This window comes from Cytobacillus kochii (genome assembly GCF_020171845.1).
Classification (GTDB): Bacteria; Bacillota; Bacilli; order Bacillales; family Cytobacillaceae; genus Cytobacillus; species Cytobacillus kochii.
Window position 1 is genome coordinate 145202 of the sequence record NZ_JAIVAM010000013.1, and the last position, 25096, is coordinate 170297.

General features: G+C 37.0%; 24 protein-coding genes. All 24 read left to right on the plus strand.

Annotated elements, in window-relative coordinates:
- The first annotated feature begins 18 nt into the window (after positions 1–18).
- The 24 genes from LCM23_RS20695 (at position 19) to truB (ending at position 25039) form a co-directional block, all read left to right on the plus strand.
- Positions 19–471 carry a chemotaxis protein CheW gene (locus tag LCM23_RS20695; RefSeq protein WP_224938617.1) on the plus strand — a complete coding sequence of 151 codons (453 nt, stop codon included), beginning with the start codon at positions 19–21 and terminating at the stop codon, positions 469–471.
- Positions 471–1106: a chemotaxis protein CheC gene (locus LCM23_RS20700; RefSeq protein ID WP_224938618.1), complete on the plus strand. Its 636-nt coding sequence runs from the start codon at positions 471–473 to the stop codon at positions 1104–1106. The genes LCM23_RS20695 and LCM23_RS20700 overlap by 1 nt, the downstream gene beginning before the upstream one ends.
- A gap of 5 nt (positions 1107–1111) precedes the next feature.
- The gene (locus LCM23_RS20705; protein ID WP_180316976.1) at positions 1112–1606 is read left to right on the plus strand and encodes a chemotaxis protein CheD; all 495 of its coding nucleotides are present in this window, start codon (positions 1112–1114) and stop codon (positions 1604–1606) included.
- A 59-nt stretch (positions 1607–1665) separates the two neighbouring features.
- Entirely contained in the window at positions 1666–2418 is a 753-nt protein-coding gene (locus LCM23_RS20710; RefSeq protein ID WP_224938619.1) for a FliA/WhiG family RNA polymerase sigma factor, read from the plus strand.
- A gap of 24 nt (positions 2419–2442) precedes the next feature.
- Complete coding sequence (locus LCM23_RS20715; RefSeq protein ID WP_224938620.1) at positions 2443–3780, plus strand: DUF342 domain-containing protein; 1338 nt, start codon at positions 2443–2445, stop codon at positions 3778–3780.
- Between the two features lie 45 nt (positions 3781–3825).
- Positions 3826–4326 carry a hypothetical protein gene (locus LCM23_RS20720; RefSeq protein WP_224938621.1) on the plus strand — a complete coding sequence of 167 codons (501 nt, stop codon included), beginning with the start codon at positions 3826–3828 and terminating at the stop codon, positions 4324–4326.
- 154 nt (positions 4327–4480) lie between these two features.
- On the plus strand, positions 4481–5182 hold the full coding sequence (gene rpsB / locus LCM23_RS20725) for a 30S ribosomal protein S2 (protein ID WP_095369504.1): 702 nt from the start codon (positions 4481–4483) through the stop codon (positions 5180–5182).
- A gap of 204 nt (positions 5183–5386) precedes the next feature.
- Complete coding sequence (gene tsf, locus LCM23_RS20730; RefSeq protein WP_095369503.1) at positions 5387–6268, plus strand: translation elongation factor Ts; 882 nt, start codon at positions 5387–5389, stop codon at positions 6266–6268.
- A 122-nt stretch (positions 6269–6390) separates the two neighbouring features.
- Positions 6391–7116 carry a UMP kinase gene (gene pyrH / locus LCM23_RS20735; RefSeq protein WP_095369502.1) on the plus strand — a complete coding sequence of 242 codons (726 nt, stop codon included), beginning with the start codon at positions 6391–6393 and terminating at the stop codon, positions 7114–7116.
- Entirely contained in the window at positions 7117–7674 is a 558-nt protein-coding gene (frr, locus tag LCM23_RS20740; RefSeq protein ID WP_224938622.1) for a ribosome recycling factor, read from the plus strand.
- 465 nt (positions 7675–8139) lie between these two features.
- A complete protein-coding gene (locus tag LCM23_RS20745; RefSeq protein ID WP_224938623.1) occupies positions 8140–8916 on the plus strand; it encodes an isoprenyl transferase in 777 nt (258 codons plus the stop codon).
- Positions 8917–8933: 17 nt separating this feature from the next.
- Positions 8934–9734 (plus strand): phosphatidate cytidylyltransferase, encoded by an 801-nt coding sequence (locus LCM23_RS20750; protein WP_224938624.1) that lies wholly within the window; start codon positions 8934–8936, stop codon positions 9732–9734.
- Between the two features lie 119 nt (positions 9735–9853).
- Positions 9854–10999, plus strand: coding sequence for a 1-deoxy-D-xylulose-5-phosphate reductoisomerase (gene dxr, locus LCM23_RS20755; RefSeq protein WP_224938625.1), 1146 nt, complete (start codon positions 9854–9856; stop codon positions 10997–10999).
- A gap of 35 nt (positions 11000–11034) precedes the next feature.
- The gene (gene rseP / locus LCM23_RS20760) at positions 11035–12300 is read left to right on the plus strand and encodes an RIP metalloprotease RseP (RefSeq protein WP_095369497.1); all 1266 of its coding nucleotides are present in this window, start codon (positions 11035–11037) and stop codon (positions 12298–12300) included.
- 92 nt (positions 12301–12392) lie between these two features.
- Positions 12393–14087 carry a proline--tRNA ligase gene (locus tag LCM23_RS20765; protein WP_224938626.1) on the plus strand — a complete coding sequence of 565 codons (1695 nt, stop codon included), beginning with the start codon at positions 12393–12395 and terminating at the stop codon, positions 14085–14087.
- Positions 14088–14434: 347 nt separating this feature from the next.
- Entirely contained in the window at positions 14435–18754 is a 4320-nt protein-coding gene (locus LCM23_RS20770) for a PolC-type DNA polymerase III (RefSeq protein WP_224938627.1), read from the plus strand.
- A 235-nt stretch (positions 18755–18989) separates the two neighbouring features.
- Positions 18990–19460: a ribosome maturation factor RimP gene (gene rimP, locus LCM23_RS20775; protein WP_095369494.1), complete on the plus strand. Its 471-nt coding sequence runs from the start codon at positions 18990–18992 to the stop codon at positions 19458–19460.
- 45 nt (positions 19461–19505) lie between these two features.
- The gene (nusA, locus tag LCM23_RS20780) at positions 19506–20630 is read left to right on the plus strand and encodes a transcription termination factor NusA (RefSeq protein ID WP_191812158.1); all 1125 of its coding nucleotides are present in this window, start codon (positions 19506–19508) and stop codon (positions 20628–20630) included.
- 14 nt (positions 20631–20644) lie between these two features.
- Positions 20645–20917, plus strand: a complete 273-nt coding sequence (gene rnpM, locus LCM23_RS20785) for an RNase P modulator RnpM (protein WP_095369493.1) — start codon at positions 20645–20647, stop codon at positions 20915–20917.
- Between the two features lie 9 nt (positions 20918–20926).
- Positions 20927–21229, plus strand: a complete 303-nt coding sequence (locus LCM23_RS20790) for a YlxQ family RNA-binding protein (protein ID WP_095369492.1) — start codon at positions 20927–20929, stop codon at positions 21227–21229.
- Positions 21230–21248: 19 nt separating this feature from the next.
- Positions 21249–23384 (plus strand): translation initiation factor IF-2, encoded by a 2136-nt coding sequence (infB, locus tag LCM23_RS20795; RefSeq protein ID WP_224938628.1) that lies wholly within the window; start codon positions 21249–21251, stop codon positions 23382–23384.
- Positions 23381–23662, plus strand: a complete 282-nt coding sequence (locus LCM23_RS20800) for a DUF503 domain-containing protein (RefSeq protein ID WP_095369490.1) — start codon at positions 23381–23383, stop codon at positions 23660–23662. The genes infB and LCM23_RS20800 overlap by 4 nt, the downstream gene beginning before the upstream one ends.
- 16 nt (positions 23663–23678) lie before the next feature.
- Positions 23679–24041, plus strand: a complete 363-nt coding sequence (gene rbfA, locus LCM23_RS20805) for a 30S ribosome-binding factor RbfA (RefSeq protein ID WP_095369489.1) — start codon at positions 23679–23681, stop codon at positions 24039–24041.
- Positions 24042–24121: 80 nt separating this feature from the next.
- Positions 24122–25039, plus strand: coding sequence for a tRNA pseudouridine(55) synthase TruB (gene truB, locus LCM23_RS20810; protein ID WP_224938629.1), 918 nt, complete (start codon positions 24122–24124; stop codon positions 25037–25039).
- Positions 25040–25096: the final 57 nt, after the last annotated feature.

The window sequence follows — 25096 nt, forward strand, 5'->3', positions numbered from 1 at the left end:
GAAGATGGTGATTGGACTGTGGAAAATAAACAACATACTGTTCAATTAATTGTATTTCAGCTTGGTGATAAAGAATATGGGGTACCTGTTGCAGATGTACTCTCAATAGAAAAAATAGAACATATTACGAGAGTGCCAGGAACAGAGAAGTATATTAAAGGCGTCATTAATCTTCGTGGTGTTATACTGCCAATTGTCGATTTACGCACAAGATTTAATTTACCCGAACACCCGTATTCCGAACATACTAGAATTATTATTACGAAAAAAGGTGAAAAGGAAGTGGGGTTAATTGTCGATGCAGCTAATGATGTGATAGATGTGGCAACATCACAATTAGAGCCCCCGCCTGAAGTGGTGGGAACAGAGTCATTTGATTATATAAAAGCTGTCGCCAAAATGAATCAACAAATTCTTATTTTGATTGACTTAGCTAAAGTATTAAATATAGAGGAGAATGTAGAAGTTTAATGGCTGATTCTTATTCTATTAATGATCGACACCATCTCCCAAAATTTATTGATATGTTAAAAGAGGTAGCAAATATTGGTGCAGGTAATGCAGCAACAGCACTTTCTTCTTTATTGGATAAAAAAGTAAATATGCATGTTCCCTCGGTTCACATATATACCTATCAAGAGGTAGTCGAGGCGAACGGTAATGACGAGAATGTAACGGTTGGGGGTCTATCGCAAGTCTCAGGCTCTCTTTCAAGCCAACTATTATTATTACTGTCTTATCAAAATGTAGAACGGTGGATAGCAGACTTGCTACAAAGCCAAAATGAAATGTTTAGTAGTCTATACGATCACATGGAACAATCAGCATTAGCGGAATTAATGAATATGTTAACAGGCGCCTACGCTTCAGCACTTGGGGATTTTTTTGAAGAACCACTCTTTTGCTCACTTCCTGCTATAAGTATCGATATGTCAGCTGCACTAATCAGTGATGCTTGTATTACACAATCATACGACTATGATGAGTTATTAGTTATTCAAACGAGTATGGAGATTGTTGAAGAATCGAAAGAAGAGCTTTGTCACTTATTGATCTTCCTCGATAATCACTCGTTATCTGAAATCTTAAAGAGATGTGACGGATAAATATAATGAATACAAGTGAAGTCGTGAAAGTTGGGATAGCTGACTGTCATATTGTTCAGGCACCTCAGTTAATTAGGACGTCAGGTTTAGGTTCTTGCGTAGGTGTCGTCCTTTATGATCAAAAAAAGAAAATAGCAGGATTGGTTCATATAATGCTCCCTGACTCGTCCTTAGCAAAATCAAAGGTATTTAACCCCGCTAAGTTTGCTGATTCAGGAATTAAGCATTTGTATGATGAGTTAATTAAAAGTGGTGCGCATCGTATTTCCATCATGGCTAAGTATGCAGGTGGGGCACATATGTTTAAATTTTCATCCGGTCAAGATGTGATCCGTATTGGTGAAAGAAATATAGCGACTACAGAACGAATACTAAAAAACTTGCAAGTTGAAGTGACAGGTAAGGATGTAGGCGGTCATTGTGGACGAACGATAGAGTTCAATCCAGAGAATGGAAAGATGATGGTTAAGACGGTTAATCAAGGAGTGACATATATATAAATATTTGTTAGAGGAGGTGAGTATCTGGTTTAAATCATGTATTTAACCAGATTTAATGAATGCTACAAGTTTCAGAAGAGAAAGCTTGGGATGAGTGGGTATGTTCACGGAATCAAGATGCCGGTAATTTTCTCGTTAAAAGATATATGCCACTTGTAAGTTATCATGTTCAAAGGATTGCAGCAGGTCTCCCTAAAAGCGTGTCAAGGGATGAATTAAAAAGTTTAGGCATGATGGGTTTATTTGATGCACTAGAAAAATACGACCCCAATCGTGACCTTAAATTTGATACGTATGCATCCTTTAGAGTAAGGGGCGCCATCTTAGATGGTTTAAGAAAAGAAGACTGGCTATCTAGAAGCACGCGAGAAAGAACAAAAAAAGTGGAAGCGGCGATTGAAAGATTAGAGCAGGCCTATATGCGTAATGCCACAGTTGAAGAAATTGCTCTTGAGGTACAATTATCAACTAAGGAAGTATATGCTACTCTAAATGAACAATACATGGCCAACTTATTATCTATTGATGAAAAACCGAGTGACTATGATTATGATGATTATTCATTTGTTCTACAAGATGAGAGAGCGATTTTACCAGAAAAACAGCTTGTTAAAAATGAATTAATTGAAGAATTAACGTCCCAAATTAAGCAATTAAACGAAAAGGAACAATTAGTGGTTAGTTTATTTTATAAAGAAGAACTGACATTAACCGAAATTGGTGAAGTTTTACAACTTTCTACATCTAGGATTTCACAAATTCATTCAAAGGCAATTCAAAAGTTAAAGAAAACATTAGAAAAAATCGTCTAATGTTCTTTGAAGGAGGGTTTTTCTATGGTAGGAGGGCATATCATTTCTGTATCACCTGATAGGTTAACTGCTATGTTACATCTACAAGCAAATGAGATACAAGATGATAATATTAAACAAGTAATAGAAAAAAGTATTCGTAAAGCGAATATTACATACGGACTTGACCATGCGCTAATCGCGAAAATCGTTGAAGACCCTCTAGCCTACACTTACCCAATCGAAATTGCAAAAGGCGAGAAACCAGTCGCTGGAAGAGATGCTTATTTAGTAAAGGAAAAATTAAATATGCATAGTGAGAAGCGAGAGAAGCTTAATGACATACATGAGCATATGGTGACAGTAGCAAATGGAGAGGTGATCGCAACCATTTTTCCAGCTACACCTGGTTCGGACGGAATCGATGTTCATGGACAAAGGGTTAACAGCATGAATGGGAAAGAATTACACATCACTCCAGGGGAAAATGTGATCTTACATCATGAGCAATATTATTCTTTAATTAATGGTGAAGTCTTACTCTCAAAAAACACCTTGTCTGTGTTACCGATACAACTGATAGATGGTGATTATCATCCAGGAAAAGGTATAATGAAATTTGATGGCAATGTGGTTGTGAAAGGGAATGTTTTAACAGGAAGCCATATAGTGGCAACAGGTAATATAAGGGTAGAAGGAACAGTTGAAAACGCAAAACTAGAGGCACAAGGCTATATTTATATTGAAGGTGGAGTCCTTGGAAGCCAATATGGTAAAATTCAGGCTCAAGGTAGTATAAGAGCCCATTTTTTAAATCAAGCAGTAGTAGAATCTGAAAGTAATATATATATAGAGCGTTCAATCCTTCATAGTGTAGTATTTGCCAAGGAACATATTTATGCAAATAAAGCATCTGTCATCGGGGGACATTTATCAACATATGGTGGAATGATTGTCAAAGATATTGGCAATCACCATTTTACATATACTGAAATTGAATTAAAAGATGAGGATTATTCACTTCAAGATAAGTTAGGAGAAATCTCGAACAAACTTGCTGATTTAAATATTGTAAAACAAAAGCTAGTTTCTATTGAGTCTAAATTGCAGGAGGATCAACAGGGACATCCGTTGGCATTAAAACATAAAAAGACTAAGAAACATATCGAGCAAGAAATTTTAAATCTAACGAAAAAGAAACAAGAGATAGAAAGTCACCACGCTTTTCAAAAGGATAAGCTAGCTATCAAAATTCTTGGAGAGCTATACCCTCAAACAAAGATTAAAAAAGGTAAGTACGCCAAGCTATTTAAAAAGCCGAATGCGCATATTACCATTCATTTTGATAAATCAGAATTTATTGTATTACCTATTGAAAATTAAAAAGTAGAGAGTCACTAATAGTTGACAAAAAAGAAGGGATAAATAATGATTGTTTTCTTCCTTATCATTAGTCTCATATTGAATATACTCGCAATCACTGCGATTCTTCTCCTTTATTTACGGCAAAATCGTTTTGTTTCTTTAGAAAAAGAACAAAAAAATAATATAGAACAAATGGATCAATTATTAGCGATATACATAACGGAAATGCGTGAAGAGAACGAAGCCTTTTTGAAGCAAGTCCAGCAAAGAAATATATTATCTCCAGTAAATGACGAATCTAACGTACAAAATGAGCCAAATCCACAAGAGTTGAATAAGCGCTATCCAGCAACAACAGCTAAAAAGAAGGCTGCATCTATTTATCAAGCTAATCAAGCCAATAAGGATACTCATATTGACCGTCAAAAAGAAAAGAATGAAGCCACTACCCATACTTCTATTCAGGACCTTTATCATCAAGGGCACTCCGTTGATGAAATTGCAAAACGCATGAATAAAGGAAAAAAAGAGGTAGAACTTTTATTGAAATTTTCTAAGGAATGATGATAAGTCTTGCTTACTTACTGGAGTTATGCTATATTATAAAACGGTGTTAATACACACGCTTATTGATTTAACTAGTTGGTGCTGTCAATACAGTTTCTAGTTAAAGATGATATGAGCGGAGGAAAATAAAAACCATTAGGAGGAAACATCCATGTCAGTAATTTCTATGAAGCAATTGCTTGAAGCTGGTGTACATTTCGGACACCAAACTCGCCGTTGGAACCCAAAAATGAAAAAATACATTTTCACTGAGCGTAACGGCATCTACATTATCGACCTTCAAAAAACAGTTAAGAAGGTAGAAGAAGCTTATAATTTCGTTAAAGAACTAGCTGGTGAAGGCGGAACAGTTCTTTTCGTTGGTACTAAAAAACAAGCGCAAGATTCTGTTAAAGAAGAAGCAATTCGTTCTGGTATGTACTATGTAAACCAACGTTGGTTAGGTGGTACATTAACAAACTTTGAAACAATCCAAAAGCGTATTGCACGTCTTAAAGATATCGAAAGAATGTCTGAAGATGGCACTTTTGAAGTACTTCCTAAAAAAGAAGTTGTTCAATTAAGAAAAGAGCAAGAACGTTTAGAAAAATTCTTAGGCGGAATCAAAGATATGAAAGCTCTTCCTGATGCTTTATTCATCATTGATCCTCGTAAAGAGCGCATTGCAGTTGCAGAAGCGCATAAATTAAACATTCCGATCGTTGGTATTGTTGATACGAACTGTGATCCAGATGAAATCGATGTAGTAATCCCTGCAAACGACGATGCAATTCGTGCCGTTAAACTTTTAACTGGTAAAATGGCGGATGCAATTTTAGAAGCTAAACAAGGTGAAGAAGTAACGACTGCATAATTGCTATGAAATGCGTTATTTTTGAAAAGGTGATAATAGGGAGCACCCTTTATCACCTTTTTTTAAAAAGAATGACGTATTTGTTGCCTGCAATTCAAAAGAACGATTGGCACACGCAATATTTGGAAAAGATAATGTAATAATAAAAAATCATGCTGAATGTTCATATACGACATTTACATATTTAATAAGGAGGATTCCATAATGGCAATCACTGCACAAATGGTAAAAGAATTACGTGAAAAAACAGGTGCTGGAATGATGGATTGTAAAAAAGCACTTCAAGAAGTAGACGGAGATATGGAAAAAGCAATTGACTTTCTTCGTGAGAAAGGTATTGCAAAAGCTGCGAAGAAAGGCGATCGTATCGCTGCTGAAGGCTTAACTTCTATTAAAGTAGAAGGAAATGAAGCTGTTATTCTTGAAGTAAATGCTGAAACAGACTTCGTTGCTAAAAACGAAGGTTTCCAAACACTTGTAAAAGAATTAGGAGAGCACTTGTTAAGTGTAAAGCCTGCGTCAGTTGAAGAAGCACTTCAAGGATCTATGACAAATGGTAACACAGTTGAGTCTCATATCAATACAGCTATTTCTAAAATTGGAGAAAAACTATCATTACGCCGTTTTGAAGTTAAAACAAAAACAGATAACGATGCTTTTGGCGCGTACCTACACATGGGTGGACGTATTGGTGTACTTACAGTTCTTGAAGGTACGACTGATGAAGAAGCAGCAAAAGACGTATCTATGCATATTGCAGCATTAAACCCTAAATATATCTCTCGTGATGAAGTTTCACAAGAAGAAGTTGAACATGAGCGTCAAGTTCTTACTCAACAAGCGCTTAACGAAGGTAAACCAGAAAAAATCGTTGAGAAAATGGTTGAAGGTCGCTTAGGTAAATATTTCGAAGAAGTTTGTGTAAACGACCAATCATTTGTTAAAAACCCAGATGAAAAAGTTGGGAAATTTGTTGCTTCTAAAGGCGGGAAAATTAGCGAATTCGTACGTTATGAAGTAGGAGAAGGTATCGAAAAACGCGAAGATAACTTTGCAGAAGAAGTAATGAGCCAAGTGAAAAAATAATAAATCTACCATAGTAGATGAATTTGTGGGGAACACTGTGTGTTCCCTGTTTGTTAGAATAAATGTAGTTTGAAATTTTAAGCAAAAGCTTTTTTTGCTTACTATTCATTATGGAGGTTCTTATGAGCGACCCTAAATATAAAAGAGTTGTTTTAAAATTAAGTGGTGAAGCATTGGCTGGAGAACAAGGTTTCGGCATTAATCCATCAGTAATTAAGTCAGTCGCACAGCAAGTGAAAGACTTAGCTGAGCTAGATGTTGAAGTAGCTGTCGTTGTTGGTGGCGGAAATATTTGGCGTGGTAAGATTGGTGAAGAGATGGGTATGGAACGTGCTAATGCAGATTATATGGGAATGCTTGCAACGGTAATGAACTCCTTAGCACTTCAAGATAGTTTAGAACAACTTGGGATTGAAACAAGAGTACAAACTTCAATTGAAATGAGACAAGTTGCTGAGCCATATATCCGTAGAAAAGCCATTCGTCACTTGGAAAAGAAAAGGGTCGTTATTTTCGCTGCAGGCACAGGAAACCCTTATTTCTCAACAGATACAACAGCTGCACTAAGAGCGGCAGAAATTGATGCTGAAGTTATCTTAATGGCAAAAAATAATGTTGACGGTGTATACTCTGCTGATCCAAGAATTGATAAAAATGCAAAAAAATACGATGAATTATCCTATTTAGATGTCATTAAAGAAGGATTAGCAGTCATGGATTCCACGGCATCATCACTTTGCATGGATAATAATATTCCACTGATTGTCTTTTCTATTATGGAAAAAGGAAATATCAACCGCGCTGTATTAGGCGAGCCAATCGGTACAATCGTAAGGGGGAAAAACTAAATGCCAAAAAATATCATAGCTAATGTAAAAGATCGTATGACAAAAGCAACACAATCTTACTCACGCGAATTAGCCGGTATTCGAGCTGGGAAAGCTAACTCTTCTATATTAGATAGAATAACAGTAGATTACTATGGTGCACCAACACCTATTAACCAATTAGCTGGTGTTTCTGTACCAGAAGCACGTTTATTAGTCATTCAACCCTATGATAAATCTATATTAGGTGACATTGAAAAGGCAATCTTGAAATCAGATTTAGGACTTACTCCAACAAGCGATGGAAACCTTATTCGTTTATCCATTCCACAACTAACTGAAGAGCGCCGTAAGGAACTTGTAAAAGTTGTGAAAAAAGAGGCGGAAGAAGCAAAAGTAGGCATCCGTAATATTAGAAGAGACGGTAATGATGATCTGAAAAAACTAGAAAAAAATGGAGAAATCACTGAGGATGATCAACGTGGTTACTCAGATGATATCCAAAAAGCAACAGATGAGTTCATTAAGAAAATTGATGAGCTTACAAAAGATAAAGAAAAAGAAATTTTAGAAGTATAATCTTATTTACATTATATAGGACATACTTTTTCGATTGTAGGCGAAGCCCTCTATGATAAATAGGGGGCTTTTTCTATAATGGACCGATTCTAAAACTTCGTGTTTTATGAATGAAGTGAAAAAGGCAGTAGCGTAGAAGAAAATTGAACTATTTTCTTTACTGATAGAATTTGTTGGCAGATAAACCAAAACGGCAATCTTTGAAATCGAACTCTTAATTTATAATTAATATCTTAAAAAAATATCTTATTGCATCGTTTTGTGGTAATCTTTAAAATGAGGAGCACAATTGGAGGAAAGTTATTGATGTGCTTACTTATTCTGCCTATAATGAATATATCTGAAATGGCAAAAGCGTCACTCGTTTAATCATCGAAGTAGTATGAACGGAAAAGGGTGCTTATCCATTAAATACATGGCATTACTTATTTAATGGTAAATCAGCCGATTAAAAGGAGTATTCAAATGTTCGATAAAATGAAACTTTGGAAAAATAATAATGACTCAATAGATCTTCAAGAAAGAATAGATAATATTAAAGCACAGCCAATTCCAGAGCATGTAGCAATCATCATGGATGGTAATGGTCGCTGGGCTAAAAAAAGAACGTTGCCGCGTGTTGCAGGTCATCATGAAGGGGCAAAAGTCGTTAGAAAAATCACACGATTCGCCAATCAACTGGGTGTTAAAACGTTAACATTATACGCCTTCTCTACTGAGAATTGGAAAAGGCCAAAAATGGAAGTCGATTTCCTTATGAAGTTGCCATCTGAATTTCTGCAAACGTTTTTACCCGAATTAATTGAAGAGAATGTTCAAGTGAAAATGATCGGAAATAAATCTATTTTACCGGCAGCGACATTAAAAGCAATTGACGAAGCGATCCAATCTACTGCTCATAATGATGGGTTAGTGTTAAATTTCGCTATGAACTACGGGAGTCGAGCGGAAATTATTGAGGCAGTTAAAAACGTCTTAATTGATGCGCAAAGTGGTATAATAGATGAAGAAAAGTTAACAGAAGAAGTTTTTTCATCATATTTAATGACAAATGAGTTGGCCGATCCAGACCTACTGATACGAACGAGTGGGGAAATTCGTTTAAGTAATTTTATGCTATGGCAACTAGCTTATGCTGAGTTTTGGTTTACAGATGTTTTATGGCCAGACTTTGGGGAAGAACATTTTGTTGAAGCAGTTGAAGTATTCCAAAAGCGTCAAAGGCGTTTTGGAGGAGTTTAATAAAGGTGTTGAAATGAATGAAAGAAAGAGTAATCACAGCAATCATTTTTGGAGCAGTTCTCTTGCCACTAGTATTTATTGGTGGGTGGCCATTGATGCTCCTTGCCTATTTTTTTGCAACAGTAGGCTTATACGAGCTATTAAGAATGAAAGGGTTTAATCTATTTTCCCTTCCAGGACTCATATCTACGTTTATATTATGGATGATCATGATTCCTACAGAATTTTATTTTGCTTGGTTGATACGAGCAGGAGTTGGAAAGACAGATATTTTAGTACTTGGTGTACTTCTTTTGCTTACATATACAGTATTAACAAAGAATCGTGTTACATATGATGATATTGCCTTTATGCTCATTTCTACTATCTATATAGGTTTTGGTTTTCATTACTTTCTAGAAACGAGAGCGATGGAGAATGGACTTATTTGGATCTTTTTTAGCCTATTTATTATATGGGCTTCTGATTCAGGTGCGTATTTCTTTGGAAAGGCATTTGGAAAAAGAAAGCTATGGCCAGATATTAGTCCTAATAAAACAATAGAGGGTAGTATTGGCGGCGTTATTTCATCTGTTGTCGTTGCTTGTTTGTTTTTGATTTTTACAGATATTAGTGAACCCGCAATTCTCATTATTCTTATGACCTGTCTATTAGCTGTCTTTGGACAAGTTGGCGACTTGGCAGAATCAGCATTTAAAAGACATTACGGAGTAAAAGATTCGGGTAGAATATTACCTGGTCATGGTGGGATACTTGACCGTTTCGACAGCTTGTTATTTGTTTGGCCATTTATGTATATTATTTTATCTATCATGTAATAAAAGACAGAGTAGAGAAACGATTATATAGAGACGCTGTTTTTAGCGGAGAAAAGTGTAATCATACCTTATGATATGTGGCTCAGTAGACGCTTTTCTTAATAGGAGATGTTTTAGAAATGAAAAAAATTAGTTTAATGGGTGCTTCAGGTTCTATCGGTACACAAACGTTAGATATCATTAGACAGCATCCTGATGAATTCCAATTAGTCGCTTTTTCAGTAGGTAAAAATATTCATTTTGCCCGTCAAGTAATCAACGAATTCCATCCAGAGCTTGTTTCCGTCTTAGAAAAAAGTTCGATGGAGATGCTTAAAGCTGAGTTTCCAAGCATATCATTTACATATGGACAACTCGGTTTAACAGAAGTGGCTGTATATAATAAAGCAAATATATTGGTAAATGCTGTTTTAGGTCGTGTAGGACTAGAACCAACATTACAAGCAATTGAAGAAAGAAAAACGATTGCTATTGCAAATAAGGAAACATTGGTAACAGCGGGGCATTTAGTCATGGAATCAGCAAAAAACTATGGTGTTGACCTTTTACCTGTTGATAGTGAGCATTCAGCGATTTTTCAAGCATTACAAGGAGAGAATGCCAAGAATATCGATCGATTGATTTTAACCGCTTCTGGAGGATCTTTTCGTGATTATAGCAGAGCGGATTTAGAAGCAGTAACAGTAGAACAAGCGTTAAATCATCCTAACTGGTCAATGGGAGCTAAAATCACAATTGACTCGGCAACAATGATGAATAAGGGCTTAGAGGTAATCGAAGCTCATTGGTTATTCTCATTACCATATGATAAGATTGACTGTCTTCTTCATAATGAAAGTATCATTCATTCAATGGTTGAATTCCATGATAGTAGTGTCATCGCACAATTAGGTACACCGGATATGAGGGTTCCTATCCAGTACGCTCTTTCTTACCCAGACCGTTTACCATTAAAGAATAAACGATTAGATCTAGCCAAAATTGGCCAGCTCCATTTTAAAGAAATGGATTATGATCGCTTTCGTTGTTTAGCGCTTGCCTACCAAGCAGGAAAAGAAGGTGGATCGATGCCTGCGGTTTTAAATGCAGCAAATGAAGCAGCGGTTGCAGCATTTTTAGAAGGAAAAATAAGCTTTTTAAAGATTGAAGAATTAATTGAACAAGCTTTAACAAGACATTCCTGTATAAAAGCACCGACATTATCAGAAATACAAGAAGTAGATGAGGAAACAAGAGCCTATATCTATTCGCTTTTATCAAGCTGATTCGTTTTTGATTCAGAAAAAAAGGTGGTTAAAAATTGAGTACAGTCATAGCCTTTATTATCATTTTTGGGGCACTAGTATTTTTCCATGAACTTGGACATTTAATCTTTGCGAAGCGAGCAGGTATCCTATGTCGTGAGTTCGCGATTGGTATGGGACCAAAGGTTTTTTCATTTACAAAAAATGATACACTTTATACGATCCGGTTGTTACCGATAGGTGGCTATGTGCGGATGGCTGGTGAAGATGTTGAAATGGTCGAATTGAAAGCAGGTTACCGAGTAGGATTAGTCTTCAACGACCAAAATGAAGTTCAGAAGATTATTTTAAATAACAAAGATAAATATCCGGATGCAAGGATTCTCGAAATCGAACATGCAGATATTGAACATGAATTGATATTAAAAGGGTATGTCGAAGGCGAGGAAGAAGAGAAATTAGAAACGTTTAAGGTAAATCGACGAGCAGTATTGGTGGAAGATGGAACAGAAACACTGATTGCTCCTTATGATCGCCAATTTTCTTCTAAAACTTTAGGACAAAGAACAATGGCTATTTTCGCTGGACCGATGATGAACTTTGTTTTAGCTTTTGTTATTTTTGTCATCATCGCTTTATTACAGGGGATGCCATCAAATGCGCCGATGCTTGGGGAATTAACAGAAGATGGTGCAGCGATTGATGCAGGATTCAAACAAGGTGACATTGTTCATTCAGTCGATGGTGCAGAAATTTCGAGCTGGCAAGATGTTGTAGAAATCATTCAGAAAAACCCTAATAATGAGCTTGAATTTCAAATTGATCGCGGTGGGGAAGAAATGACGATCCCGGTTACACCTAAGTCGCAAGAAATAGAAGATGGTCCGACAATCGGTGTGATCGGTGTATATAGTCCGATGGAAAAAAATCCATTAAAATCAGTCGTATACGGTGCTGAGGAGACCTTATTATGGACAAAAGAAATTTTTGTTATTTTAGGGAAGTTAATCTCTGGGGAATTTACAATTGATGCCCTTTCAGGTCCTGTTGGTATCTATGTTTCAGTTGACACAGTTGCTCAATCAGGTATATTTTATTTAATGAAGTGGGCAGGTGTCTTAAGCATCAATTTAGGTATCATGAACCTATTGCCTATCCCTGCTCTCGATGGTGGAAGATTAATGTTCTTTGCTATTGAGGGAGTTAGAGGAAAACCGATAGACAAACAAAAAGAAGGTATGGTTCACTTTGTAGGCTTTGCGCTATTAATGCTGCTTATGTTAGTTGTAACATGGAATGACATTCAGCGATTCTTTTTATAAGAAGATGAAACCTGAGGCTCAGAGATCCGTTTTAACTAAATGGTTTCTGAGCCTTGATAATGAAAATAAATAATAGAGGTGTATAAATTAAGATGAAACAAAGTCAGGTATTAATTCCAACTTTAAGGGAAAACCCTGCTGATGCAGAAATTAAAAGTCATCAACTTTTATTAAGAGCAGGATTTATTCGTCAAAATGCTAGTGGTATTTATAGTTATTTACCAATGGCAAGAAAAGTGTTACAAAATATTGAAACGATTATTAGAGAAGAGCTTGAAGCCATTAATGCCGTAGAGATGCTTATGCCTGCACTTCAGCAAGCAGAGCTGTGGCAAGAGTCTGGTCGCTGGTATACATATGGTTCAGAATTAATGAGAATGAAAGACCGTCATGAGCGTGAATTTGCTCTTGGACCAACACATGAAGAGGTTGTGACGAGTCTTGTGCGTGATGAAGTGAAATCATATAAAAGGCTACCTCTTGCTCTGTATCAGATTCAAACGAAATTTCGCGATGAAAAGCGTCCGCGTTTTGGTGTGCTAAGAGGTCGAGAATTTATTATGAAAGATGGTTATTCCTTCCATTCAAGCCAAGAAAGTTTAGATGAGATGTACGATCTTTTTTATCAAGCTTATTCCAATATTTTTTCTCGCGCAGGTTTGAATTTTAGAGCTGTTATTGCGGATTCTGGAGCAATGGGTGGTAAAGATACTCATGAATTTATGGTTCTGTCCGAAATTGGAGAAGATACGATTGCTTATTCTGATACCTCTCAATATGCAGCAAATATTGAAATGGCAGAGGTAGTTTCAACATATGAAAAATCTAATGAAGAGTTAAGAGAACTTGAAAAAGTTAGTACTACGAATCAAAAAAGCATTGCTGAAATTGTGGATTATTTAAATGTCTCAGCAGATAAATGCATAAAATCATTACTATTTAAAGTAGATGAAGATTATGTATTGCTACTTGTTCGTGGTGATCATGAAGTGAATGATATTAAAGTAAAGAATCTGCTTGCAGCCAATGATGTGGAATTAGCTGATGCTGAGGAGACAAAATCAGTTATTGGCTGTGAAATTGGTTCCATCGGTCCCGTTCATGCAAATGTACGGATCATTGCCGACCATGCTGTCAGTGCAATTGTTAATGGTGTCTGCGGTGCAAATGAAGCTGGATACCACTATGTCAATGTAAATGTGGATCGCGACTTTACCGTAGAACAATATGCAGATGTTCGCTTTATTCAAGAAGGAGACCCATCACCTGATGGAGAAGGTAGTATTCTTTTTGCAAAAGGAATTGAAGTTGGTCATATATTCAAGCTTGGTACGAGATATAGTGAAGCAATGGATGCGACTATTCTCGATGAAAATGGCCGTTCACAACCAATGATTATGGGTTGTTATGGCATCGGGGTTTCTCGTGTAATGGCAGCTATTGCGGAACAACATAGTGATGAAAATGGACTTGTTTGGCCGGAGAATATCGCACCTTATCAACTTCACCTTGTTTCATTAAATATGAAAAAAGAAGACCAAGTGCAATTAAGTGAAAGAGTATACGATTCTTTGAAAGATTTAGGGTATCGTATTTTATGGGATGATCGCGCTGAACGAGCTGGCGTAAAATTTGCTGATAGTGATTTAATCGGTTTACCTTTACGAATTACTGTTGGTAAAAAGGCAAATGAAGGCATCGTAGAAGTGAAATTAAGAAGTACAGGCGAGCAATTTGAAGTATCAGTGGATGAATTACCACAATTCATTCATCATCAGTTAGCATAAACAACCTAAACATTCCTATATAAAAATGATCCGACCCCATTAGTCGTCAAATGCTAAGATGAGAATGGGATCGGTTTTTTATTTTATCATCGATAGAAGAAGTTTGTAGTCCTATTAAAAAATTGCGTCACTGTCCGAATTATAGCTCGATATTTATGTTGAATGCCTGCGCTTCATTCATTTTTGAAGTTTTAAATAACCCGATCATTCCTCGGGGAAATAATATCCATTACCACAAAATAGTTGACAATTAGCGTGATTTTTACTTTATCAAATCTAGTATTTAATTATGATATAATAGTGACCGATTGAAAAAAATAGAACGTTAATGAAGGGGGAGGGCTGAAATGAGCGATGTAAAAGGAAACAAAGAACGTTTTCAGCTCCTGTTACAACAATTAGAATTAACAGAAGATGCTTTTGTTCATTATTTTGAACAAGCCGAAATCATGAAAGTATATATTCAAAAAAAGGAAAAAAGATGGCATTTTTCCTTTAGCCTAGAACAAATCTTACCGGCAACTGTTCTTCAAAGATTTGCAGCTCAATTGCACCACAAGTTTTCTCATATTGCACGTACCTCTTTTTCTATTACTGTTACGAATCAACAATATGATGAGAGTTTAATTCAAGATTATTGGACATTTTGTATGAAAGAAATTGAAGGCATCTCACCACCGATGCTCAAGCTTCTTCATGAGCAAGTGCCGAAAATAAAGGGAAATAAGGTAATCGTTACCGTTAGTAATGATATGGAAAGTCAGTCCATTAAAAATAAGTATGCGCCACTTATTCTTGATAGCTTTCAATCATTTGGATTTCCACCATTTCAAATTGAAACAGAATTGTCAACCGAAGAGAGCAATGAAGCATATGAGCGTTTTTTAGAAGCAAAGAGAAAAGAAGATCAAGAACGCGGCATGCAAGCAGCAATTGAAATGGAGAAGAAAGCATTAGAGCAAGAATCAGATACACCGATACCACAAGGGCCATTGACAGTTGGCTTGACAATTAAAGATGATGCTGACTTCCGCAAACTAATTGATATAGTTGATGAAGAAAGAAGAATTGCTGTGGAAGGTTACGTCTTTCATGCAGAAACAAAAGAACTCAGAAGTGGTCGGACATTATTAACTTTCAAAATTACAGATTATACAAGCTCGATACTTGTAAAAATGTTTTCCCGAGATAAAGAAGATGCTGCACTTTTTCAAATGGTACAAAAAGGTATGTGGCTGAAAGTTCGCGGTAGTATTCAAAATGATACCTTCGTACGTGACCTAGTCATGATTGGTAATGATTTAAATGAAATTAAACCAATTGAAAGAAAAGATACAGCTAAGGAAGAGGAAAAGCGGGTTGAACTTCATCTTCATACACCAATGAGCCAAATGGATGCCGTTAGTTCGGTTAGTGCGCTTGTTTCACAAGCGAAGAAGTGGGGACATAAAGCGATTGCGATTACAGACCATGCCGGTGCTCAATCCTTTCCAGAAGCATTTAATGCTGGTAAGAAAAATGGTATCAAAATACTGTATGGTGTTGAAGCGAACTTAATCGATGACGGTGTACCAATTGCTTATAATGATGCACATAGACGAGTAGCTGAAGATACTTATGTTGTGTTTGACGTTGAAACGACTGGATTATCTGCTGTTTATGACACCATTATAGAACTTGCAGCCGTGAAAATTCACGACGGCGAGATTATTGATCGTTTTGAATCTTTTGCTAATCCACATCATCCTTTATCTGCTACGACTATTAATTTAACGGGCATAACGGATGATTTAGTAGAGAATGCCCCGGAAGTAGCTGACGTTTTAAAAGATTTTTACGAATGGACTGGCGATAGTGTGCTTGTGGCACATAACGCTTCATTTGATATGGGTTTTTTAAATGTAGGGTATAAGAAAATAGGTCTTGGAAAAGCAACAAATCCCGTAGTAGATACACTTGAATTAGCGCGATTTTTACACCCTGAAATGAAAAATCATCGCCTCAACACATTGGCAAAGAAGTTTGATGTTGAACTAACCCAACATCACCGGGCAATATACGATGCGGAAGCGACAGGCTATATATTAATAAAAATGCTGAAGGATGCGATGGCTAAAGGCATTGAATACCATGATCAATTTAATGACAATATGGGTAAAGGAAATGCTTATCAAAGGGCTAGACCGTCCCATTGTACTTTGATAGCGCAAACGAGTGAAGGATTGAAGAATCTTTTTAAATTAGTCTCGATTGCTCATATTAATTATTTTTATCGTGTGCCACGTATTCCTCGTTCGGTATTACAGAAATATAGAGAAGGTATTATTGTTGGTTCTGGATGTGACAAAGGTGAAGTTTTTGAAGGGATGATGCAAAAATCGCCTGATGAAGTGGAAGAGATAGCTGAGTTTTATGATTATCTAGAGGTTCACCCTAAAGAGGTCTATGCTCATTTATTAGAATTAGAGTTAGTTCGTGATGAAAAGGCGCTCGAAGAAATCATTACGAACGTTGTACAACTTGGTGAAAAATTAAATATCCCAGTTGTGGCAACAGGGAATGTTCATTACTTAAATCCGAATGATAAGATTTATCGTAAGATTTTAGTGAATTCTCAAGGTGGGGCAAATCCGCTCAACCGTCATGAACTGCCTGATGTGCATTTTCGCACGACCAATGAAATGCTTGAATGCTTTGCATTTTTAGGAAAAGATATAGCAAAAAAAATCGTAGTAGATAATACGAATAAAGTTGCTGATATGATTGATGAAATTAAACCAATAAAAGATGATCTCTATACGCCAAAAATAGAAGGCGCAGACGAAGAAATGCGTGAAATGAGCTATAGCATGGCGAGAAGTATTTACGGAGAAGAACTACCTGAAATCGTAGAAGCTCGTTTGGAGAAAGAATTAAAAAGTATTATCGGACATGGCTTTGCCGTTATTTACTTGATTTCCCATAAACTTGTTAAAAAGTCATTAAATGATGGCTACTTAGTAGGATCAAGGGGTTCGGTAGGTTCCTCATTTGTTGCGACAATGACGGAAATTACAGAAGTTAATCCACTGCCTCCTCATTACGTCTGCCCTAATTGTAAACACTCTGAGTTTTTTGATGATGGTTCAGTAGGTTCAGGGTTTGATTTACCAGATAAGGATTGTCCAAACTGTTCTCAGCATTATCGTAAAGATGGCCATGATATTCCATTTGAAACTTTCTTAGGCTTTAAAGGGGATAAAGTACCAGATATTGACTTGAACTTCTCCGGAGAATATCAGCCTAGAGCCCATAACTATACAAAAGTTCTTTTTGGTGAAGAATATGTGTATCGGGCAGGTACGATCGGTACTGTAGCAGATAAAACGGCATTCGGCTATGTTAAAGCGTATCAAAATGATAATAATCTTCAAATTAGAGGCGCAGAAATTGATCGCTTAGCTTCTGGTTGTACCGGTGTTAAGCGAACAACTGGGCAACATCCAGGCGGCATTATTGTTGTTCCTGATTATATGGATATTTATGATTTTTCACCTATCCAGTTTCCGGCTGATGATCGTAATTCAGAATGGAAAACAACTCATTTTGACTTCCATTCCATTCATGATAATGTGTTGAAGCTAGATATACTTGGTCATGATGATCCCACTGTTATTAGGATGTTGCAAGATTTAAGTGGGATTGATCCGAAGACCATTCCAACCGATGATCCAGAAGTAATGAAGATTTTCAGTGGAACGGAATCGTTAGGCGTTTCAGAAGAGCAAATTATGTGTAAAACGGGGACATTTGGTATTCCAGAGTTTGGAACAAGGTTTGTTCGGCAAATGCTAGAAGATACGAAACCAACGACATTTTCTGAGCTTGTTCAAATTTCAGGTCTTTCACATGGAACTGACGTATGGCTCGGCAATGCCCAAGAGTTAATTCATAACAATACATGCACATTAAGTGAAGTTATTGGATGTCGTGATGATATTATGGTGTATTTAATTTATCAAGGCTTAGAACCGGCTTTCGCTTTTAAAATCATGGAATCAGTTCGAAAAGGAAAAGGGCTGACAGAAGAGATGGAAGCGGAAATGAGGAAGAATGAAGTACCTGAGTGGTATATTGACTCTTGCTTAAAGATAAAATATATGTTCCCTAAAGCCCATGCCGCTGCCTATGTCTTAATGGCGGTACGTATTGCCTACTTTAAAGTTCATCATGCGCTTTTATATTATGCAGCTTATTTTACCGTTCGTGCAGAAGATTTTGATATAGATGCGATGGTAAAAGGCTCACAGGCGATCCGAGCAAAAATTGAAGAAATCAATGCGAAAGGCTTAGATGCTTCTACAAAAGAAAAAAACTTGCTGACTGTAATGGAGTTAGCGCTTGAAATGAATGAAAGAGGATATAGTTTCCAAAAAGTTGATTTGTATAAATCCAGTGCAAGTGACTTTATTATTGAAGGTAATACACTGATTCCGCCGTTCAACTCTATACCAGGATTAGGTACGAATGCAGCACTGAATATTGTAAAAGCAAGAGGAGAAGGGGACTTCCTATCGAAGGAAGATCTTCAGCAAAGAGGTAAGGTATCTAAAACAATTATCGAGTACTTAAATAATCATGGTTGTTTAGAAGAATTACCAGACCAAAATCAGTTAAGTTTGTTCTAAGTCGCTTTTACAGCTATTCCATTTGCATAAAAATTATGGTTATGGTATAGTTTTATTGGAAATACTAACGGATATCTTCGCAAACAAGAGTGGGGCAACCCACTCTTTCGTCTTGTTATTAACCAAAATTTTCATCGGTTACTAAGATGATCCGGTATATCTCGATTAGCAGCAACTCTAGTGTTTGCTGCTACATTTATAATGAATAGGCATCTTGCTAGAAGGAGGGATAAAGATGAGTAAAGTGACTGAAGAAGTTGAACAATTAGTCACTCCTATTTTGAGCGATCTTCAGTTGGAATTAGTTGAGATCGAATATGTGAAGGAAGGAAAAGACTGGTTTCTTCGTGTCTTTATTGATAAAGAGACAGGCGTTGATATAGAAGAGTGTGGAGTAGTTAGTGAACGCTTAAGTGAGAAATTAGATGAAATTGACCCAATTCCTTATAACTATTTCCTTGAGGTCTCTTCACCAGGAGCGGAACGCCCTCTAAAAAAAGAACAAGATTTCATGAAAGCAATTGGTAAAAACGTATTTATAAAAACGTATGAACCAATAGATGGAGAGAAAACATTTGAAGGTGTACTAACAGACTTCGATGGCCATATCGTAAAAGTTGAAATGAAAGTTAAAACAAGAAAGAAAACGGTAGAATTACCGTATGAAAAAATCGCAAAAGCTCGCTTAGCTATTGTCTTCTCATAAAGCAATTGGCGTAACGCAACTTATTTAAAGGGGGATATGAATCACATGAGCAGTGAATTATTAGATGCTCTTATTTTGCTTGAAAAGGAAAAAGGAATTTCACGAGATGTCATTATTGATGCAATGGAAGCCGCGTTAGTGTCTGCTTATCGTAGAAACTTTAATCAAGCACAAAATGTCCGTATTGATTTAAATTTGGGTAGTGGCACTATGAAAGTATTTGCCCGCAAAGAAGTCGTTGATGAAGTGTTTGATCCAAGATTAGAGATTTCTATCGAAGATGCACGCAAGATTAATCCTAACTATACGGTTGAAGATATTGTAGAAATGGAAGTAACGCCAAAAGATTTTGGTAGAATTGCTGCACAAACAGCCAAACAAGTCGTTACTCAACGTGTTCGTGAAGCAGAAAGAGGCATTATTTATTCTGAATTCATTGATCGAGAAGAAGATATCATGACAGGCATTGTCCAAAGACAAGACGCAAAATTTATTTACGTTAGTCTTGGTAAGATTGAAGCGATTTTACCTGTAAGTGAACAGATGCCTAGTGAACAGTATCGCCCACATGATCGTATTAAAGTGTTTATTACAAAAGTCGAAAAAACAACAAAAGGTCCACAAATTTATGTTTCTAGAACACATCCAGGACTTTTAAAACGTCTTTTTGAAATTGAAGTACCAGAAATTTATGACGGTACTGTTGAATTAAAATCTGTTGCGCGTGAAGCGGGAGATCGCTCAAAAATCTCTGTACATTCTGATAATCCAGAGGTAGATCCAGTTGGTTCATGTGTTGGACCTAAAGGTACACGTGTGCAAGCCGTTGTTAATGAGTTAAAAGGTGAAAAAATTGACATTGTGAAGTGGTCTAGTGATCCAGTTGTCTTTGTAGCCAATGCATTAAGTCCTTCTAAAGTGTTAGATGTTGTAGTAAATGAAGAGGACAAAGCGACAACGGTTGTTGTTCCAGATTATCAACTGTCGCTAGCTATTGGGAAACGTGGACAAAATGCAAGACTTGCGGCGAAGCTTACTGGTTGGAAAATTGATATTAAATCAGAGACAGAAGCAAGAGAAGCCGGCACATATCCAAGAGATGAAGCTCTTTTAAGCTATCATCAAGATGATGAAGATGAAGATTTTACATTCCCTGAAGACAAGGAATAAGAGGTGAATGGCTGGTGAACAAAAGCAGAAAAATTCCGATGAGAAAATGTATAGCGACGGGGGAAATGATGCCGAAGAAATCACTCGTACGCATTGTTCGCTCAAAAGAAGGCGAAGTTTCGGTTGATGTTACAGGTAAGAAATCCGGTCGCGGAGCGTATCTTACAAAAAGTAAGGAAGCCATCTTACTTGCAAAAAAGAAAAATATTTTAGCTAGTCATCTAGATGTACAAGTGGATGAGGACATATATAACGAACTTTTAGATCTTATTGAAAAGGAGAAATGACCGTCCAAAATGAATGAGAGAAAATGGATGTCATTACTTGGCTTGGCCAATCGAGCGCGTAAAATCACTTCAGGTGAAGAGCTTTCTATAAGCGATATTAGAAAAGGGAAAGCGAAGCTGGTTTTGTTGTCTGCAGATGCTTCTGCTAATACGACAAAAAAAGTAACAGACAAATGTAAATCTTATGCTGTTCCTTATAAGATTGTCCCAGACAGAGAATTGTTAGGGCAAGCAATTGGCAAGGAAGCAAGAGTAGTGGTGGCTGTTTTAGACGCTGGATTCGCCAAAAAGCTATTAACGTTGCTCGATTAATTCTAGCGGGGGTGAAAGCATGAGTAAAATTCGCGTTTACGAATATGCTAAAAAACATAATCTATCTAGTAAAGATGTAATTACGAAATTAAAGGAAATGAATATAGAGGTTTCGAATCATATGACAACATTAGAACCAGGTGAAGTAACAAAATTAGACGGTATTTACAATAAGCAAGAAGAGAAACAACCACAAAAACAACAATCAGCGCAAGCACAACCTGCAAACAATCAGAAAAATAAACCAGCAGGTGCACCAAAAGGCAATAGAAATAAGCCAAATAACAATAATAATAATAATAAGAATCAAAAACCTAATCGCAATAATAATCAAAAAAATAAACCAAAGAATAAAGGGCAGAAGCCACCTCAACCACCAGCACCTAAAAAAGTAAAAGAATTACCAGAGAAAATCACTTTTACTGAATCACTAACAGTTGGTGAGCTTGCTAAGAAGCTCCATAGAGAGCCTTCAGAAATCATTAAAAAGCTATTTATGCTTGGTGTGATGGCAACAATTAACCAAGAACTAGATAAAGATTCCATTGAGTTAATTGCAGGCGAATATGGTGTTGATGTAGAAGAAGAAGTATTAGTAGATGTGACAGATTTAGAAGCATATTTCACTGAAGATGAAGAGACTAATCTTGAGGAACGTCCATCTGTTGTAACGATTATGGGTCACGTTGACCATGGTAAAACGACATTACTTGATTCCATTCGTCACACAAAGGTAACTGCTGGCGAAGCTGGTGGAATTACACAGCATATTGGTGCCTATCAAGTAGAAGATAAAGGTAAGAAGATTACATTTCTAGATACACCTGGTCACGCGGCATTTACAACAATGCGTGCCCGTGGAGCGAAAATAACTGATATTACAATTTTAGTTGTTGCAGCGGATGATGGTGTGATGCCGCAGACAATTGAAGCAATTAACCACGCTAAAGCTGCTGAGGTACCTATTATTGTTGCTGTTAATAAAATGGATAAAGAAGCGGCAAATCCTGACCGTGTAATGCAAGAGCTAACAGAACATGGATTAGTTCCTGAAGCATGGGGCGGAGATACAATCTTTGTACCGATTTCAGCCATTAAAGGTGACGGTATCGATGAGTTGTTAGAAATGATTCTCCTTGTTGGTGAAGTAGAAGAATATAAGGCGAACCCTAATCGCAATGCTGTCGGAACAGTTATTGAAGCACAGCTTGATAAAGGTAGAGGATCAGTAGCCACTTTACTTGTACAAAACGGAACATTGAAGGTTGGTGATCCGATTGTTGTCGGTAATACATTTGGTCGCGTACGTGCGATGGTTAATGACCTTGGACGTCGAGTAAAGACTGCAGGACCATCTACTCCTGTAGAAATTACAGGATTGAATGATGTCCCTCAAGCAGGTGACAGGTTTGCTGTTCTAGAAGACGAGAAATCTGCGCGCCAAGTAGGGGAAGCACGTGCACAATTAGCTCTACAAGCACAAAGATCTGAGAAATCTCGTGTTAGCCTTGATAACTTATTTGAGCATATGAAAGAAGGGGAAATGAAGGACATAAACATCGTTGTAAAAGCTGATGTTCAAGGTTCAGCTGAAGCCCTAACTTCCGCATTAAATAAGATCGATGTAGAAGGCGTAAAAGTACGTATTCTTCATACAGGTGCGGGTGCCATTAATGAATCAGATATTACGCTTGCTGCTGCATTTAACGCAATTGTCATCGGCTTTAACGTAAGACCTGATACGAATGCAAAACGTGCGGCTGAAGCAGAAGATGTTGATATTCGTCTACACCGTATCATTTATAACGTAATTGAAGAAATTGAATTAGCAATGAAAGGGATGCTAGACCCAGAGTTTGAAGAAAAAATTATTGGTCAAGCAGAAGTCCGTCAAACATTTAAAGTATCAAAAATTGGTACAATTGCCGGTTCTTATGTTACGGAAGGTAAAATCACAAGAGATTCTGGTATCCGCCTAATTAGAGACGGCGTTGTTATTTTCGAAGGTGAAATTGATGCGTTAAAACGCTTCAAAGATGACGCGAAAGAGGTAGCAACAAATTACGAATGTGGTATTACAATTAAGAACTACAATGATGTCAAAGAAGGCGACATCATTGAAGCTTATATTATGCAAGAAATTGAGCGTAAATGATTGTAGGTTTGGTTTCGTGTGAGTGTATGATATATGATGCTCGTTCATTAAAGGAAAAGAGAAGTGTATTACAGCGAATCCTCACTCGTCTGCAACAGAAGTTTAACATTTCTGTTGCAGAAGTTGGGTTTCAAGATACATGGCAACATACACAGATTGCCATAACTGCTGTAGCTTCAAGTAAGCAGGCCGTTGAGTGGGAGCTTTCAAATGCGCTTAAATTAATTGATTCTTTTCCTGAGATTGAGCGGACAATTACAGACATTGAATGGCTTTGAAAAAGAGGTGTAACAATTGAGCCTAAGATCAAATAGAGTTGGCGAGCAAATGAAAAAAGAGCTCGGAGAAATTATCGGTCGAAAAATTAAAGACCCACGAGTGGGATTTGTAACAGTAACAGATGTTCATGTGACAGGTGATTTACAACAAGCTACTGTCTATATTTCTGTTCTCGGTAATGAAGAACAAAGAGAAGATACATTGAGAGGATTGGCTAAAGCTAAAGGGTTTATCCGTTCAGAAATCGGTCAGAGAATACGTTTGAGAAAAACCCCTGAAATCACTTTTGAGTTTGACGAATCAATCGATTACGGTAATCGTATTGAAACACTCCTTCATCAAATTCAAGATGACGGTCAATCCAAAGATAAGGAATAAATAATGATTGGCGGATAGACGTTTGTCTATCCGTATTTATTTCACCTTAATTTGAATTTTAGTGAAAGGGGGCGTACAAAATGGAAGGAATATTACCTTTATTAAAGCCAAAAGGAATGACTTCTCATGACTGTGTATTTAAGTTACGCAAGATTCTAAAAACGAAAAAGGTGGGTCACACAGGAACATTGGACCCTGAAGTCACTGGCGTATTACCTATTTGTATTGGACGGGCTACGAAGGTTGCCGAATATATTACGGATGCAGGTAAAGAGTATGAAGGAGAGGTCACAATAGGTTTCTCGACAACGACAGAAGATGCCTCAGGCGAAGTGGTTGAAGAGAAGAAGGTAGATAAACCGATTACTCGAGAAGAGATTATCGCGGTGTTCCAGCAATTAACTGGAGAGATTGTCCAAACACCACCAATGTATTCTGCTGTTAAAGTGAATGGTAAAAGACTTTATGAATATGCACGACTAGGGCAAGAAGTGGAGCGGCCAAGTAGAAAAGTGCGCATTGATCGTATCACATTGCTAAATGAGCAGGAAGTATATAATGGGGAACAGATTACTTTTCGTTTTCGTGTTGCTTGTGGAAAAGGAACATATATTAGAACCTTAGCAGTTATGATGGGTGAACTTCTTGGTTATCCTGCCCATATGTCTGATTTAACTCGCATCCGGTCTGCAGACTTTACCATTGAGGATTGTTTGACATTACCACAAGTGGAGGAAGTGATGAACGAGGGAAGAATAGCTGATGTGCTCAAACCGTTAGAATGGGGGATTAGCTATTTGCCGAAATATCAAATAAATGATAAAGTAGCAATGAAAGTGAAGAATGGCGCAGTTCTTCCTACTCCTGAAGAACTTGAGAGTGTATCTGGTCCTATTGTAATGGAGACTGTGAACAATCAAGCGTTGGCCTTGTATATCCATCATCCTGATAAACCAGGTATAATAAAGCCAACTAAAGTTCTATACATAGGTGAATAGGGTAAAGGTAAACGTTCTTTTACATAAAGTAGACGTTCTATGCCTATCTTCATGTTT